Raw genomic sequence first — 14,949 nt, 5'->3', positions numbered from 1 at the left:
ATGAATGGACGGGAATACCTTTATTGCTGGAGAAGAATAAAGGGAAAGGAGTTGAATTCCTTTAATGAAAACATGGCTGAATCGAACGATTGGGCGGCAAATCATGTCTGCGTTTTATGTGATTTTTCTGACACTGCTGTTAACGACAGGTGGTGTCTACCTATATACAAAACAACAGGTGGATGAATTACGCCAAGAATTAAAGATGTTAAACGAACATCGGACACGAGCGACCGATTTGTACGAATCATGGCAAAGCATGCAGTACGAGATGCGTGGCTTCGTCTTGCTTGGTGACGAAGAGATGTTAAAAGAAATCGAAGCAAAGAAAAATGGCATCAATCAACAAACGACTTGGTTCGAGCGCAATGCACGCTTCAAAGAAGAACGGCAGTATGCAACGGACGCACGGGAACTTTACACGGCGTATACCCAACGCGTCATGCCAAGCCTCGTCAATTATGTCGCGGCGAAAAAAGACGGCAAAGTGACGGAGCCGTTCTTGAAGATGCCGACGCTCGGAAAAGTGACGAAATCAAAACCACTCGATCCACAGCGAAAGTTCAATATCAAGACAAAGAGTGCGGCTGATATGAGTTCAAGTATCGTTGATATGGAGAGCGTTTTTACAAAATATCGTAATTCCTTAAACGATCAAGAGATGGCGGCGCAAGAGCGGCTTGGTAAACAAGTGAACTCGTCGCAAATTCTTGGAGCAATCAATATCGCAATCCTCTTATTGATCACTCTCGTTTTCGTCCGACCATTCGTCCGCCGCTTAACGCGTCAGTTGCGTCAGTTGAACCGGGAAAGTGGGCGACTCGCTAAAGGTGAAGATGCGACGCCGATCGTCATCACGAATCGTCAAGATGAGATTGGTGAATTGACGACGACGTTCAACCAGATGGCAGCCGCCATTTCCGGGCAAAAACATCAACTCGTCGCAAGTAACGACGAACTACAAAGTCAACAGGAAGAATTAATTGCCCAGCAAGAAGAACTTCAATCGCAACAGGAAGAACTCGAAGAAGCACTCGACATCACGTTACGTAACGAGACCCATTTGCGTTATCGCAATGAGTTGACCGAGACACTCGCGTCTCGCGAAACGTTGACGGCGTATCCGGCGATCATCGAAAAATTGATCACGATCACCGATGCGGAGCTCGGAGCGATTGTCTTCTTAGAGCAGGACCGCTATACGAATCTCGTCTCGTACGGGATGACGGCAGCTCAGGAGCACCAGTTATTACATGCTTCGACGTCATTACTCGAACGCACACGTCTAAACAAACGTGCTGTTCGCTCGACGAAACAAGTCGCGAGTCATCATCCGCTCCCATATCCGTACACGATGTACGAAATCGTCGTACCGGTGATGGATCCAGCGACGAACACGATGATTGCAAGCATTTACCTCGTTCGTTACCGGGATGCCTTTACGGAAGACCAGACGAACGAAATCTGGTCGTTCTCCCGTCAATTGGCACTCTCCTTGCTCCGGATGCGTGTCTTTGAAGAAGTCGAACGAGAACGGGAAAAGACGTCCAAACTTCTCCATTCGATTCGGGAAGCGGTCATCTATATCGAAGGAGAGACGATTTTTGCCAATAAACCATTGCTCGCTTTATTCCATCATCCGGCGCACGATCAAGTGGCGGAAGAAGGATTGATGACGCTCGACGTCAAAATCGAAGAGTTGGCAGTGCAGGTCGATCAACATGAGGCGTTCTTAACCTACATGGATCATGTCTGCAGTCAGGAAATTCCGACGGAGAGCTTGGCGTTGTCCTTAAACAAGGAAGAGCGATTCGTCACGCTGTATGCAGAGGAAATTCATTACGGTGGTTGTTTCCGCGGTACGATGCTCGTCTTACGTGACGTGACGGCAGAGACGGCGATCGACCGGATGAAATCGGAATTCGTCTCGACCGTATCGCATGAGTTGCGGACACCGCTTGCCTCGATTTACGGCTATACGGAATTGATGCTCGCGCGCGACGTCCAGGAATCAAAACGTCAACGGTATCTCGAAACGATTCATGCGGAAACCGAACGGTTGACGAATCTCGTCAACGACTTCCTCGATGTCCAGCGCATGGAATCGAGTCAGCAACAGTATGACTTTAAACCGCTTGATCTGACGAAAGTCATTCAGGAAACGGTCGAGTTCCATACCGCTTCGGCAAAAGATCACGAGCTTGTCCTTGATTTTGAAGAAACGACGACGGGTCGGATTCATGCCGATGAACAAAAAATGCGCCAGCTGTTCACGAACCTGATCAACAACGCGATCAAGTATTCACCAGATGGTGGTCAGATCACGATTACGATGCGTCAAGTCGAAGACCGGGTTCAGTTGAAGATCGAAGACGAAGGGATTGGTATTCCACGTCACGCGCTACCACAACTGTTCAGTAAGTTTTACCGAGTCGATAATTCGGATAGTCGAAAAATCGGCGGTACGGGTCTCGGTCTTGCGATTTGTCAGGAAATCGTTCGTTCGCACGAAGGAATGATTCATGTCGAATCAACGGAAGGTGTCGGGTCCGTGTTCATCGTCGAACTACCGATCGTCCAGTCCGTCGTACCGGTCACGGAACCGGTGGAGGATTGTTAATGTCAAAAACGTTCTTTGATTGAAAAATCAAAGAACGTTTTTTGTTGGTTTCATCTGCAAAACGGGAATTAACTACTATCAAACAGAAAGGAAGTGAGGAGATGCGGCGAAGCAGATGGCCATGTTAAGTCCGACGATCACTCATTCTTTGGATCCTGATCGAAGCCAGTAGTTCGTTCATTCCAGCTTATGTGATTGAACGCTTTTACTGGGAAGACCGGGGGATGAGAATTGCCGACGTCGTCATCGCAGAAATCGTCTTTGCTTGGGTCATGTTGATTGGTGAGATCCCGTTCGGTTTGTTATCCGACCGGTGGGGTAGAAAGCCGTTCATTCTGGCTGGTTTCGTATGTGAGTGGTTATCGTTTACGGTGTTGCTTGAAGCCTACTCATTACCTGCTTTCCTCTTGGCGATGGCCCTTGCTGGCATCGGTGGCGCAGCACTTAGTGGAGCGCTTGAAGCCCACGTCTATGAAACATTGCGAATGCATAGGAGAGAAGAGCGATTCGAGACGATCTGGCGAGTGATTTCAATCGGTGGTTTGTTGACGTCTGGACTTGCGGCACTCGTCGGGAGTTACGCCGTGCGATCGGTAGACTTGATCTGGCACTATCACGTGTCTTGGTGGGTTTTGCTCGGAACAGTACTCCTGACGTTTTTCTTAAAGGAAGCATCGCGAGAACAAGACGGAGAGACGAGTTCGTTGAAGACATTGCTAAACGGTTTTTCGTTTCGACGCGTCTACGTCCGAATTCTTTGTCTTGTCTTGTTATACGGGGCGACGATTGATTTCGTTGATGAGTTTTGGCAACTCTATCTACGGGATCAAACGATACCGATGGTCCATTTCGGATTCGTCTTCGTGTTATTCCAAATCATGCAGGCGATTGGTGCGTCCTTATCTCGGTTCCGATCGCCCGTCGGATGGGCGATGATCTATATCGTGTGTCTTGCCGGATTGTCGGTTGCCTCTCCGCTCGTCAGTATCGGTTTACTCGGGACGCTGTACTTGTGCTATGGCTGGGCTGAGCCTTATGTGACCACTGTCATCCAAGATGTTGCGCCGACAAATGGACGCGCAACGTTTACGTCGCTGATCTCAGTCATTGAACGTTTAGCTGTGCTTGGAACCGGTACGCTATTCGTCTTCGTCGAACGTGTCTTCTCGCTTCAGATGACCTATGCTGCGCTCGGTCTCGTCTCACTTATATTGCTTCTGTTGTATAGTGTGACGCGAACGCGTCAGAACTGAATCAAAAAAAGGACAAAGGTGCATTGACCTTTGTCCTTTTGACTGTCATTTATTACGACACGTGTCGTTGCTCCTGAGAGGAACGTGCCAATACCTGGCGAGCCGGTTGCCACATCAACAAGGAGAGGGCTCCTGCGAGCGCATAGACAAGCTCGATCGCAAACAGATCGGCAAGCCATCCGAACAGCAGACTACCGAGACAGAAGCAGAGTGCATACACGGTTTGTTGCACGCTATAGACATACGGTAACCGTTCGAGTGGTGTCGTCGTCTGCAACAACGTATTAATCTCGATCGCCCGGACCTGACTTGCGAAGCCTTGGAACAGACAAGCGATCACGGCAAGTGTGACGATTGGAGCGAAAGCAAACAAGAAGGTCGCCCCAATCGAAAAGGCGATACTACAATAAAGCAACGAACGCGTTCCACGACGACGTAACATCATGTAACTACCGGCGATCATGCTCAGCAGATAGAAGGCATTTAGAATGCCCCACCAGCGTTCCGATAGCTGGAAATGTGTATCGATGTAGACGAGAAACAGAGCAGAAATCCACGCCGTACTGACGAACGCATCGATTCCGACGAGGTAGGTGTTGGCTTTCGCGAAAGAATGCGATCGCGTGTAGCGAATACTCGACCGGAAGGAGACGTCTTCTTCTTCCATCGAAGGGTCGGGTAGAGAGCGGACACTTCGATAGAACAGATAGCTGATGAGACTGGCACCTAAAAACAGACCAGCCGAGACGGACAAGACGGAAAGAGGCGATAACCAGCTGACCAGGATGGCGCCGAGCGGCCACATGATAAGTTGAATTACTTGATTCGAACCTTGTACGAGACTGTTAGCTTTCTGGACATCCTGACACAGTCGAGGGATGAAGGCACTTTCGATCGGACGAGCAAATCCATCGAAGAAAGCGATACACCCAACGAGTGCGAGGATAAGTGGCAGTGGTAAATCAAATCCCCAGATGATGCCTAATAGAATCGTCTTGAGGAGTTGACTGCCGAATAACAAGGAGGCATGGGGAACACGTTGAGCGACTTGGGCGAATAAGAAGCCGCTTCCTGTCATGCCTGCTGTGACGAGAACGGGAAACAGGGCAGCGAGACTCGCTTGCCCTGTCGTTTGATAGATCATCGCGATCAGGGAGACGATATAGAGCGCATCTCCCGCATTCGCAATCCATTGACTGACCAATAAAAGCGTAAACCGGTTCATTCTGAATGACCTCCATATCGTACGTATTTAGTTAGGAGTGAGAATTCAGAATGACTTACATTGGACGCCCTCATTTCATGTTTTTTTCTAGTGTAAGAGGAAAAAAATGGATTGTCAATCAGAATCGTGACGGGAGTTCCGGGCAACGAGTGTAAAGGGATCGACCATCGACGTCGCAGCGGCTTCGTCTTGAGCACGAGATGCCGATAGCTTGATTGGTTTTAGTTGCTGGCGGAAGCGGAAAGCCCGTTCGAGTCGACTCATGAACAGATTGCTGAAAAAGACAATCAATGCTAGTCCAATCAGTGGAACGAGGAACATATGATTGAGCCACGACGTCGCTGAAAACTGATTGTAGTAATAACCGAACATTGAAGACCACTCAAAGATCGTTGGCATGACACCCTCATATAAATTGACTGTTCCGGCGAAGAAAATACCTAAGAGTGATAAATGGATCAGCAACATCAACGTTTGAATGAATTGTTGCATGAAGACAATCGTCAATGTCGGAACAAGGTGTGGCCAGATATGACGTCTAAACCGATACCACGGACTACCACCGAGTGTCTGGGCGACGATCATGAATTCTTGATTGAGCAATTGACGAGTCTCAGCAATTAGATAAAGCGACAAAGAGGGTATACCAAGGAGAATCAGGACGATCAACTCAAACGAGACGCGATCGAACAATGGTGGAACTACAGTCGAATCCATGAAGACAAGAGATGAAAATAAAAGCAGTAAAGAAACGAGAGAAAGTGGTAAAACTAAAAAACCATCAAGGATAAGTTTTAAGTATCGATTAACACGAGCATTTCGAAAAGCTAACGGAATCGCAACGACTAATGAGAGAGTCATTCGACTAATCGCAACAATCGTACATATACCAATCGTCCATTTAAAACCTTCAATCATCATTTGGAAAAGGTCATTACCGGACCGATCCGTACCTAGCCATTGATCACTTGACGGTTTTAGTGGTGACGTCGCAAGGAACGTACCATCTTCAGCATACCGGTTCGAAATCTGATCGACTTGACCATCGCGGAAAATCGTATTACCAAAGCTTAGCAATAGTAGACCGGTAAGTAGAATGAGGCAGAGCCAGAAAACTGGGTCTTTCATCAAGGTACGGCGCATCAAATCCCACCTTTCCAGGCGTTTGGAATCAACCACTCAGCCAGTAAATCAATGATGAAGATGGGTAGGTAGATTAAGAACAAGATGACCATCAAAATTGGCATTTGTCCAAAGTAAAGGGCGAAGCGAAACAGACCTTGGACCTGGAAAGTGTACTCAATGATTAACAAACTCGATAGTATCGTAATGATATTGGCTCGGAAAAATAGATAAAACCGATAGATCATCGTTGGCAGTAAATGTTTCCAGAAAAGGGCGGTCGGACGAATGCCTTTTGCGCGTGCGAGTTCGAGGAATGGTGCAGATTCTTGTTCGAGTACTTGTGTCGTCAGCCATTTAATAAAGAAAAATAATGTGGTCAGCGTTAAGGTGGCAATCGGTAAGAAACGAATAGAGTCAGCGTATGTACCTGCAATCTCGATGTTGCTATAACCTGTCATTTTAAATAAATAAATGACAAGGAATTGTGAAAGAATGATCCAAAACAAGTCTGGAACCATTTCAAGCGTGCGTGTCGTCTGTTTCAATAGTGTCCGTGTTCGTCTGCCACTTCGATAAAACAGATAGGCGTAAAGAATCGCACACACAACGGAGACTAACATAGCTGTCGTAAAGATGATTAACGTCTCTTGAATATAGGGCTGTAAAGAAGGGAGTAGTAGAACTTCTTTTTGAGCAGTCACGTTAAAATAAGTGATCTCATCAAGTTTCGTTAATTGAGCAAATTGTTGCTTCAGACCTTCCCAGTAGCTTGCTGGGTTGAATTTCATTTGCGCGACAAGCGCCGGAAGGGCGCTGATCGTAATCAAGACAAAAAATGCCACGATAAGCTGAATTGATTTTCGGGCGATAAACACCATGAGGCGAAAAACTCCTTTCTTTGGATCCTCAGCCGATGGCGAGGATCCGGTCATTGCCAATTTGGATCAACTGACTGTTTATATGTTTCCGGCGCAGTACGTAGCGTTCGAACTGTTGCGTTGCGATGAACGAATCGCGCGTCGAGACCGTCGAGAGCGTCATCAGGACATGTTTTAATTGTGGTTGTCCTTCTTGTAACGAGAGATGCGTCATTCGGTTCGCTCCGTCGAGTCGATTGAGGAACAGTTCAATCTTACAGCCCTCCTTGATCAATTCACTGATCAGGAATGCGGCTTGTTCAATGAACGTCTCAAATTGTTGATGGAGACCGTAACCGCTCGGAGCTGATAAATTCAAGGCAATCGTAAACGTATCCTGATTGCTCGTTTCGAACACTTTCGCCTGCAGGCGACCGGTCTTCGCCGTCGCATACCAATCGATTTCTTTTGACGGTTCCGCTGTATAGGGTTTTGCACCGAGTTGAACCAGTTTGTTCTTGAGCGGTGAATAACGGTCCGGTCGGTCGCCGATCCGTAAACGTTGTAAAAGAAGCGGCGTCGCTTGCGCTGTCAAGGACGGCAAGACTGTAAACGACGGATACGTATCGAACGTAAAGAGATAAACGCCCATCTTCCAAGGCAGGCGAATCGTTAAGATGATCTCATCGAACTCGGCTGGTCCGCGGCGAACCGTCTGAATCGGGATCGTCACTGCGTCTTCAGAGTCAATCACTGCGTGAAACGTCGCCGGGTGTAGTGGATCCATCTCCGTGAAGATGACTCCGCCATCCGTGTGCAAACGAAGTGTCGCTTCGAGCCCAAGCTGACTCAAGGATTCGACGCCGAAGACTTGCAAATGGAGCGACGTCTTCTCCTGGTTGAACATCAATGATTCATAATGTTTCCATTCGATTGCGACATCCCGTCGTAACTGCTTTTCTGTTCGCCCGACGACGAAATGAATCGTCGCCAAAGCTGCGAACAGAAATCCGAGGACGGAAAGACGCGGAATGAAGAGGAAGATGAACGTCATCGTGACGTACAGTGGAAAAAGTCGGCGTTCAAGCCAAAACGGGACGGAACGTTCAATCTGCATGATTCGTCACCCCATCTCGACCGGAACCGGCACGTCGTCCAGAATATGCGTCAAAACAGCCGCTTTCGTCGTCTTGATTCCACCTTCGAGTGTCAGTGTCAGGCGATGGGATAGGACGTGTTTTGCAAGATATTTGATATCTTCCGGGATGATGAAGTCGCGTTGATTCAAGAAAGCGTAGCTTTGCGAGGCGCGAAGTAATGCAATCGCTCCACGCGGACTGACACCGACTTCAATGAGTTCATGGTTTCGTGTCGCTTGAACGATGTGTAATAGATAATCAAGCACGTCTTGCGATGCATGGACGCGGCGTGCCTCTTCCTGCCAGGAAATCAAGTCGCCACCTGACGCGATGCCGACAGCTGACCGACGGACGTTCGTCAGAATTTCAGACAATAAGCGCCGTTCGTTCTCAAAATCCGGATAACCGACTTCGATCGCGACCATGAACCGGTCGAGTTGGGCGTCCGGTAGTGGGAACGTTCCTGCCGATTCGATCGGATTTTGCGTCGCGATGACGAAGAATGGGGCTGGCATCTGATAGGTCGTTCCACCAATCGAGACCTGACGCTCTTCCATCGCTTCAAGCAATGCCGATTGTGTCCGCGGAACGGCACGGTTAATCTCATCGATCAAGACGACGTTCGCGAACAGTGGACCGCGTTTATTCTCGAACTCCTGTGTCTTTAAATTGAAGAAGTCTGAACCGATGACGTCTGATGGGAGAAGATCCGCCGTGAACTGGATCCGCGAGAAGGCACTCTCGAAGCTCTGAGCGAGCGCCTTGGCGAGCATCGTTTTCCCCGTTCCCGGTACATCTTCTAGTAGAATATGTCCTTCTGCGATGAGTGCCGTCAGACAAAGATCGATGACGTCCGGTTTACCGAGATAGATCGAATTGAGTTGGTCTTTTAATTGTTGTAGTTTCATAGGAAATCCCTCCAAAGTTAAATGGTTGAGTAGCGTGCTAGTTGTTGTTCGAAGCGTAGAATTTCATCATCCGTGACGATCGTTTCCGACATATCACCGTAGCGAATATTCCGATATAACTGAAAATCGACAGCGACTTCAATCCGACGTAACCAGTCTTCAAGCGTTTCGTTCGGACGACGTTGCTGACTGCGCGGTAAGTGTTGCTCAAAACGAATGACGAGATCACGGACACGTGAAGACGAATACGATGCATACAGATAAGGCGATTTTCTTAAAGAAGCAGGACGAAAGATTGATTGAGCAAATGGAACGTCATCCGTTACTTCTCCTGTAGACCTGCGCCGTTTTTTCACGAGATGTGACTGAACGAGTTTCCAGACCATGAAACTAAACAAGCTGATTAAAATGACATATTGCAGATAAGAAAAGGGGGAGTCAGAAGCATCCGCTTTAAGAGATTTCCAGAGCTCTTTTGGACCAGGTCGTGGATCGATCGGTTCAAAAGGCATTTTGCCTTTTGTTTTAGTAGGTGAGTGACCTTCTTTAAAACTAATTTCGCCGTTCGCTTCAGTTTCTGCAATCGAAGGCTTTTTAAAAGGATCCGGCATGATGTAATGCGTATAGACGTACGTCGTGACGGTTTGAAACAAGAACAGACCAATCAGAATGACACCAAGCGACATGATAAAGCGTTGCCGTAACACAAGCGATCCTCCTTCCTGTTTTTAAGGAAAAAATATCCATATGTACTTAGGAAGATTTTAGCATACACGCTTAACAAATAAAAACAATTTTCTGAAAATAAAGACAAGGTGAGACGATTCATTTTCGAGTGGTGAGGGTATGATGGAATCAGTGGTTCTTGAAAGAGAAAGGGTGTTTTGTATGAAATTGATTATTTTTGGAGCGACGGGTCAAACGGGGCAAGAACTGGTCAAGCAAGCGATTGATCACGGGCATGAGGTCACAGCCTTCGTCCGCAGTCCGGAAAAACTGACACTACGTGACGAACGGTTACACGTCGTTAAAGGCGACGTGCTCGATCAAGAAGCGGTGACGGCTGCTGTTGCCGGACAAGAGGCTGTCCTGACGGCTCTTGGCACAGAGAGTCTTGCATACAGCGGCTTTTTAGAACGAAGTCTCGTCCGGATCGTGACAGCGATGAAAAAACAGGGGGTAGACCGGATCGGTTATGTTGCGTCTGCCGGTGTTGATGATGAATTACCGGGTGTACAAGGGATGCTCGCTCAGCGGATTCTGAAAAATCCACTGAAGGATCACCGCCAAGCGATCGCGCTTTTACAACAAGCAGATTTGAACTATACGGTAGCCCGACCACTTCGCTTACTGAACGGTCCGTTGACGGGACTTTATCGTCAAGCAGATACAGGTGTACCGGAAGATGCGAAACAGATCAATCGCGCAGATGTGGCGCATTTCCTCTTACAAGCGATTGAAACAGAAGATCATATCAAATCGAGTGTCGGTTTAGCAGAATGAAGAAAAAAAGACTCTCCCACATACGGAAGAGTCTTTTTTGATTGCTTATTGTTGACGATAGACGGAGACCGAACCACCGTTAACAAAGAATTGACCGTAACCATCTTGGTTGATCGTGACCGATGCCGTGTTGTTTCCAGTGATGTCTGTCCAGACTTCTCCTTTGTTCTGAAGACCGACGTACATCCACTTGCTACCGCCAGGACCATCCGAAAGGATTGTCGCAAGACCTGATTTTGCCCGGTCTGAGACACCTTCACGTGTCCAACCGATGATGTCTTGGTTATCAAGGTAATCATTTTGTTTCCCGAACGCGAAGTCCTTCCGTGCTTTGAGTAACGGATCAATCTTCGAAGCGAGTGCTGGAATTTCGCGATTCGACGTACCCTTTGTACCATAGTAGTCACCATAGAAGACCGACGGATACCCTTGTTCACGTGTCAGGATCATCGCGTAAGCAAGCGGTTTGAACCATGACTGAACCGTTGATTCAAGCGATTGTCCAGGCTGCGAATCATGGTTCTCTACGAGTGTGACGGCTTGGACTGGATTGCTCTTGACGAGAGTACCATCAAAGATCGTCCGCATGTCGTAATACCCGCCGCCTTTACTTGCCTGTTCGAACTTATAATGAAGCGGCGCATCAAAGACGGATTGTTGATAATTCGTCCGGCTTAAGTAGTTTTGCAACGTGCCGAGATCGTTCTGCCAGTACTCTGCGACTGTAAACAATGGTTTGCCCGTCGTCTGACGAACATTCGCGAGCCAGTCCGCTAAGTAACCGTGTTTGATATGCTTGACGGCATCGAGACGGAACCCATCAAGACCAAGTTCGTTGACGTACCATTTACCCCAGTTCTTCATTTCTTGCTGGACTTCTGGATGATCGAAGTCGAGATCCGCATACATCAAGTAATCGTAGTTGCCATTTTCAGTTGAGACATCCGTATCCCACGCTTTACCGGTACCGCGGAACTTGTAGATGGCACTCTTAGAACGTGATTGATCCCAGTCCGTGCCGTCGAAGTGGTACCATTTCCACTTGAAGTTCGAGTAGAGGTTATTTCGTGCTGCAAAATTGAAACCCGTCCATGCCTGGATTTGATAATCGCCAGAGACTTCTTGATTACGGTTACCCGGGTTGACTTCGACTGCCGTGACGGCTTCCGTGAAATCGGCGCCACCTTTATGGTTCATGACGACATCACCATAGACATCGATTCCAGCGGTATGCAATTGTCCGATCGCCGTTTTTAATTGCGCCTTTGTGCCGTATTTCGTACGGACCGTTCCTTTTTGATTGAACTCACCTAAATCGTATAGATCGTAGGCGCCGTATCCGACATCATTTTGCGAGGTACCTTTGTAAGCAGGGGGAATCCAGACCGATGTGATTCCGAGCTGATCAAGCTTTGTTGCGTCACTCCCGAGACGGTTCCAATGGTTACCGTCATTTGGCACATACCATTCGAAATACTGCATCATCGTTCCGTTGTCTGCCGTTGCGCCGACTGCAATCGGTTGCGCAAGTGGCGCTAAAAAAGCAGCGGATGCGACGGTTGCTAAAATCCATCTTTTTTGTTTCACGTAAAGACCTCCTTATGATTTGTGAAAGCGCTTGCATTATTTATTATAGGGAAGCTTCAGACAGGAGGAATATCGTCCCGGATTCTTATTTGTAAGTCTCTTTTGTTCGTGACTTTTGACCCTAGAATATTTCTTCTGAAGAATTATTTTGATGAGATTGACGTCATGAATGAAAAAAATCAGGACCATCTAACCGTTGCCTTTTGATGAATATTCTGAACGACGACTCACCTTTAAAAAAGCAGGTCTATCGTCCATCTTCCACCAGGAATGGATTCGGTGTGAAAATGAGCGTGTAACACCAGCTCTCATACATACCATTTAAGGGGGAACACACATGAACTGGAAGTCAAAGGTCACAGGTGCGCTTGCCGCAACACTTGCACTCGGGTCAATCGTCTTTACACCGGTCACAGCAAAAACAGTTGATCCAAAACAAGTTTCAGCAGGTCCGCAGATGGTCACGTCACAATCGACGATCGATGCGTACTATCTACCAGCAGCGGGGAAGACAGGGGCAGCGTTGAAGGCATCGCTGCACGATATCATCGACAACCATACACAAGTGTCATACGACACGGTATGGACAGCACTGAAAGAAACGGATCAAGATCCAAATAATGCGAATAACGTCATCGAGTTATACACGGGGAAATCGATTGCGAAAAGTAACAACGGTGGGAATGTCGGTCAATGGAATCGTGAACATGTCTGGGCAAAGTCGCACGGTGACTTTGGTACGACGAACGGTCCTGGAACAGACTTGCATCACTTGCGTCCGGAAGACGTCGTCGTCAACAGTGCACGTGGGAATCTTGACTTCGACAATGGCGGTACGAAATACAGTGGTTGCGATTGCTACCGTGATGGCGATTCATGGGAACCACCAAACCGCGTCAAAGGTGACATCGCACGGATGATCTTCTACATGGCGGTTCGTTATGAAGGTGGCGGAGAAATCGATCTCGAAGCTTCAGAAAACGTCAATAATGGTACGAACCCGTTACACGGCAAATTGTCGACGCTGAAAGCATGGAATAAGCTTGACCCAGTTGATAGCTTCGAGAAACGTCGCAACGATGTCATCTTCGAGAAGTGGCAAAAAAACCGGAATCCGTTCATCGATCATCCGGAATACGTAACATCAATTTGGGGAAATTGATAACGAGTCAGTAAATAGGAAAGGGGCTGACTCAACAGTCAGTCTCTACAAAGATAGGGGTGGCAGAATGATGATCTGCCACCCCTATCTTGTAACAAAAAGAATGACGCGTTTCACGCAACTCCTACAGGGAAAAGCGCATCTTTGCGCTGACAGAGACAAATAAGACCCGCTTTCCTACTTGAATAAAGCAGGAAAACTGGCTTGTGTCTCGCCTGAGGAAAGGGCGTGAAAAGACGCGTCATTCTTTTTTGAGTCAGCCTTTTTTCATTGAGTCCGAACCTGTTATGCTGAAACTTTTTTGGAGAACCATTCGTATTGCCTACCGTAAGCCATTTTTTAGTAGAGAGGTCGTACGGTATGATCAAACGCACGTTTAACAAACGAAACATCAAATGGATGGTCGGTGGGGGACTAGTCGCTTGTGTCGCCTTCTGGTACAGTGTCGGTATTTTCGTCAACAAAGGGGAGCGACCACTCGCTGATGGAACGTCACCGTATGTCATCGTCCTCGGCGCTGGTGTCAAAGGAGAAAAACCTTCGCAAATCCTACATAACCGGATTCAGGCAGCTGCGGCATATGGGAAAAAACATTCAGAAGTCCGCTTCATCTTAAGTGGTGGACAAGGTCCGGATGAAGATATTTCGGAAGCAGAAGCGATGCGACGCGGAATGATGGCGTCCGGGATTGCTGAAGAGCGATTGATCCTTGAAGCCGACTCGACATCAACGACAGAAAATCTAAAGTTTTCAAAAGCGTTGTTGCCAAAGGACGTCCGACGCGTCTCAATCGTCACGTCGGATTTCCACTTATACCGTGCTCGAAAAGAAGCACAGCAACTTGGTTTACAGACGGATGCGATTCCGGCTGAGACGCCACTTTCAGGAGTCCTTCGATTCGGAATGCGTGAACGTGTTGCGATCGTTGTTCAATTCCTACGCTAAAAGCCCCGACATGTTCAACACGTCGGGGCGAAAGAAGAAGTGCATTGAATGATTAGATGCCTTCACCTTTATGTTTTTCCTCAGAAGATTGAGAATCATTTGCTTGTTGATTAGAAGCATCATGCTCAGCTGGTGGTTCTTCTTTGCCGAGTGCGACATCCTTCGCTTCGACGACTTTATTGCTGATCGCATTCAAGTCACCTTTCGTCTCATTTACTGTCTCTTTCACCGTCGAGGCATCTGACTTCACCGTTTCAAGTTCTGTGTTCACTTTGTCATAGACATTCTGAACGTCAGACGCGACTTCTTGGATGATGCTTGAAGCACTCTTCACTTGATTGATGACTTGTGACGCTTTACCTGACGGATCTTCTTTGATGGAAGATGCGAGCGTCGAAACGGAATCCTTCGCACCACGTAAGCTCTGTTTCGTATTTTGGCGGGACGAAGAACTAAGTAGCGTCAATAAACCGCCGACAAGGGCACCGAGCAACATCCCTGTGACGAGATTAATTTGACGACCTGATGATTCTTCCTGATCGAACTGGCGATTCGGATGTTCTGCGTGTGCTGCGTGTGGATCATGTTGAAGCTTCGGTTCCATGATGAACACTCCCTTGAGATA

Annotated in this window: 13 protein-coding genes; 5 read left to right on the top strand and 8 right to left on the bottom strand. The window is 47.7% G+C overall.

What is annotated here, in order from left to right:
• Positions 1-64: 64 nt before the first annotated feature.
• Entirely contained in the window at positions 65-2,620 is a 2,556-nt protein-coding gene (locus tag EXG77_RS11195; protein ID WP_035398230.1) for a sensor histidine kinase, read from the top strand.
• A gap of 143 nt (positions 2,621-2,763) precedes the next feature.
• Positions 2,764-3,873 carry an MFS transporter gene (locus EXG77_RS11190; protein WP_081637420.1) on the top strand — a complete coding sequence of 370 codons (1,110 nt, stop codon included), beginning with the start codon at positions 2,764-2,766 and terminating at the stop codon, positions 3,871-3,873.
• Positions 3,874-3,925: 52 nt separating this feature from the next.
• On the opposite strand, the gene EXG77_RS11185 is transcribed toward EXG77_RS11190, so the two are convergent.
• From EXG77_RS11185 to EXG77_RS11160, 6 genes are all read right to left on the bottom strand, one after another.
• Positions 3,926-5,098 carry an MFS transporter gene (locus EXG77_RS11185; protein WP_035398227.1) on the bottom strand — a complete coding sequence of 391 codons (1,173 nt, stop codon included), beginning with the start codon at positions 5,096-5,098 and terminating at the stop codon, positions 3,926-3,928.
• Positions 5,099-5,212: 114 nt separating this feature from the next.
• On the bottom strand, positions 5,213-6,241 hold the full coding sequence (locus EXG77_RS11180) for an ABC transporter permease subunit (protein WP_035398226.1): 1,029 nt from the start codon (positions 6,239-6,241) through the stop codon (positions 5,213-5,215).
• A complete protein-coding gene (locus tag EXG77_RS11175; RefSeq protein ID WP_035398224.1) occupies positions 6,241-7,101 on the bottom strand; it encodes an ABC transporter permease subunit in 861 nt (286 codons plus the stop codon). Before EXG77_RS11175 ends, EXG77_RS11180 begins: the two co-directional genes overlap by 1 nt.
• A 28-nt stretch (positions 7,102-7,129) precedes the next feature.
• Complete coding sequence (locus tag EXG77_RS11170) at positions 7,130-8,197, bottom strand: DUF58 domain-containing protein (RefSeq protein ID WP_035398223.1); 1,068 nt, start codon at positions 8,195-8,197, stop codon at positions 7,130-7,132.
• A 6-nt stretch (positions 8,198-8,203) separates the two neighbouring features.
• The gene (locus EXG77_RS11165; protein WP_029341157.1) at positions 8,204-9,127 is read right to left on the bottom strand and encodes a MoxR family ATPase; all 924 of its coding nucleotides are present in this window, start codon (positions 9,125-9,127) and stop codon (positions 8,204-8,206) included.
• Positions 9,128-9,144: 17 nt separating this feature from the next.
• Complete coding sequence (locus EXG77_RS11160; RefSeq protein ID WP_052017182.1) at positions 9,145-9,834, bottom strand: hypothetical protein; 690 nt, start codon at positions 9,832-9,834, stop codon at positions 9,145-9,147.
• 181 nt (positions 9,835-10,015) lie between these two features.
• Between EXG77_RS11160 and EXG77_RS11155 the strand changes: the two genes are divergently transcribed.
• Positions 10,016-10,630 (top strand): NAD(P)-dependent oxidoreductase, encoded by a 615-nt coding sequence (locus EXG77_RS11155; protein WP_023467651.1) that lies wholly within the window; start codon positions 10,016-10,018, stop codon positions 10,628-10,630.
• A 45-nt stretch (positions 10,631-10,675) separates the two neighbouring features.
• Here EXG77_RS11155 and amyS read toward each other — a convergent pair whose 3' ends face one another.
• Positions 10,676-12,217 (bottom strand): alpha-amylase, encoded by a 1,542-nt coding sequence (gene amyS / locus EXG77_RS11150; protein WP_023467652.1) that lies wholly within the window; start codon positions 12,215-12,217, stop codon positions 10,676-10,678.
• A 337-nt stretch (positions 12,218-12,554) separates the two neighbouring features.
• Here amyS and EXG77_RS11145 point away from each other — a divergent pair, with 337 nt between their 5' ends.
• Both EXG77_RS11145 and EXG77_RS11140 read left to right on the top strand, forming a co-directional pair.
• The gene (locus EXG77_RS11145; protein ID WP_035398221.1) at positions 12,555-13,379 is read left to right on the top strand and encodes an endonuclease I family protein; all 825 of its coding nucleotides are present in this window, start codon (positions 12,555-12,557) and stop codon (positions 13,377-13,379) included.
• 360 nt (positions 13,380-13,739) lie between these two features.
• Positions 13,740-14,324 (top strand): YdcF family protein, encoded by a 585-nt coding sequence (locus EXG77_RS11140; RefSeq protein WP_081637419.1) that lies wholly within the window; start codon positions 13,740-13,742, stop codon positions 14,322-14,324.
• A gap of 52 nt (positions 14,325-14,376) precedes the next feature.
• Here EXG77_RS11140 and EXG77_RS11135 read toward each other — a convergent pair whose 3' ends face one another.
• Positions 14,377-14,928 (bottom strand): hypothetical protein, encoded by a 552-nt coding sequence (locus EXG77_RS11135; RefSeq protein WP_035398219.1) that lies wholly within the window; start codon positions 14,926-14,928, stop codon positions 14,377-14,379.
• Positions 14,929-14,949: the final 21 nt, after the last annotated feature.

It is taken from the genome of Exiguobacterium sp. OS-77, assembly GCF_000414195.2.
Taxonomy (GTDB): domain Bacteria; phylum Bacillota; class Bacilli; order Exiguobacteriales; family Exiguobacteriaceae; genus Exiguobacterium_A; species Exiguobacterium_A indicum.
The sequence above is the reverse complement of the archived record's forward strand: the minus strand, read 5'-3'. Positions and strand labels throughout refer to the sequence as shown.

Excerpts from the sequence above, each read along its gene's own strand:
- EXG77_RS11195 (WP_035398230.1), top strand. The coding sequence starts at position 65 with ATGAAAACATGGCTGAATCGAACGATTGGGCGGCAAATCATGTCTGCG.
- EXG77_RS11185 (WP_035398227.1), bottom strand. The coding sequence starts at position 5,098 with ATGAACCGGTTTACGCTTTTATTGGTCAGTCAATGGATTGCGAATGCG.
- EXG77_RS11180 (WP_035398226.1), bottom strand. The coding sequence starts at position 6,241 with ATGCGCCGTACCTTGATGAAAGACCCAGTTTTCTGGCTCTGCCTCATT.
- EXG77_RS11175 (WP_035398224.1), bottom strand. The coding sequence starts at position 7,101 with ATGGTGTTTATCGCCCGAAAATCAATTCAGCTTATCGTGGCATTTTTT.
- EXG77_RS11170 (WP_035398223.1), bottom strand. The coding sequence starts at position 8,197 with ATGCAGATTGAACGTTCCGTCCCGTTTTGGCTTGAACGCCGACTTTTT.
- EXG77_RS11165 (WP_029341157.1), bottom strand. The coding sequence starts at position 9,127 with ATGAAACTACAACAATTAAAAGACCAACTCAATTCGATCTATCTCGGT.
- EXG77_RS11155 (WP_023467651.1), top strand. The coding sequence starts at position 10,016 with ATGAAATTGATTATTTTTGGAGCGACGGGTCAAACGGGGCAAGAACTG.
- EXG77_RS11145 (WP_035398221.1), top strand. The coding sequence starts at position 12,555 with ATGAACTGGAAGTCAAAGGTCACAGGTGCGCTTGCCGCAACACTTGCA.
- EXG77_RS11140 (WP_081637419.1), top strand. The coding sequence starts at position 13,740 with ATGATCAAACGCACGTTTAACAAACGAAACATCAAATGGATGGTCGGT.
- EXG77_RS11135 (WP_035398219.1), bottom strand. The coding sequence starts at position 14,928 with ATGGAACCGAAGCTTCAACATGATCCACACGCAGCACACGCAGAACAT.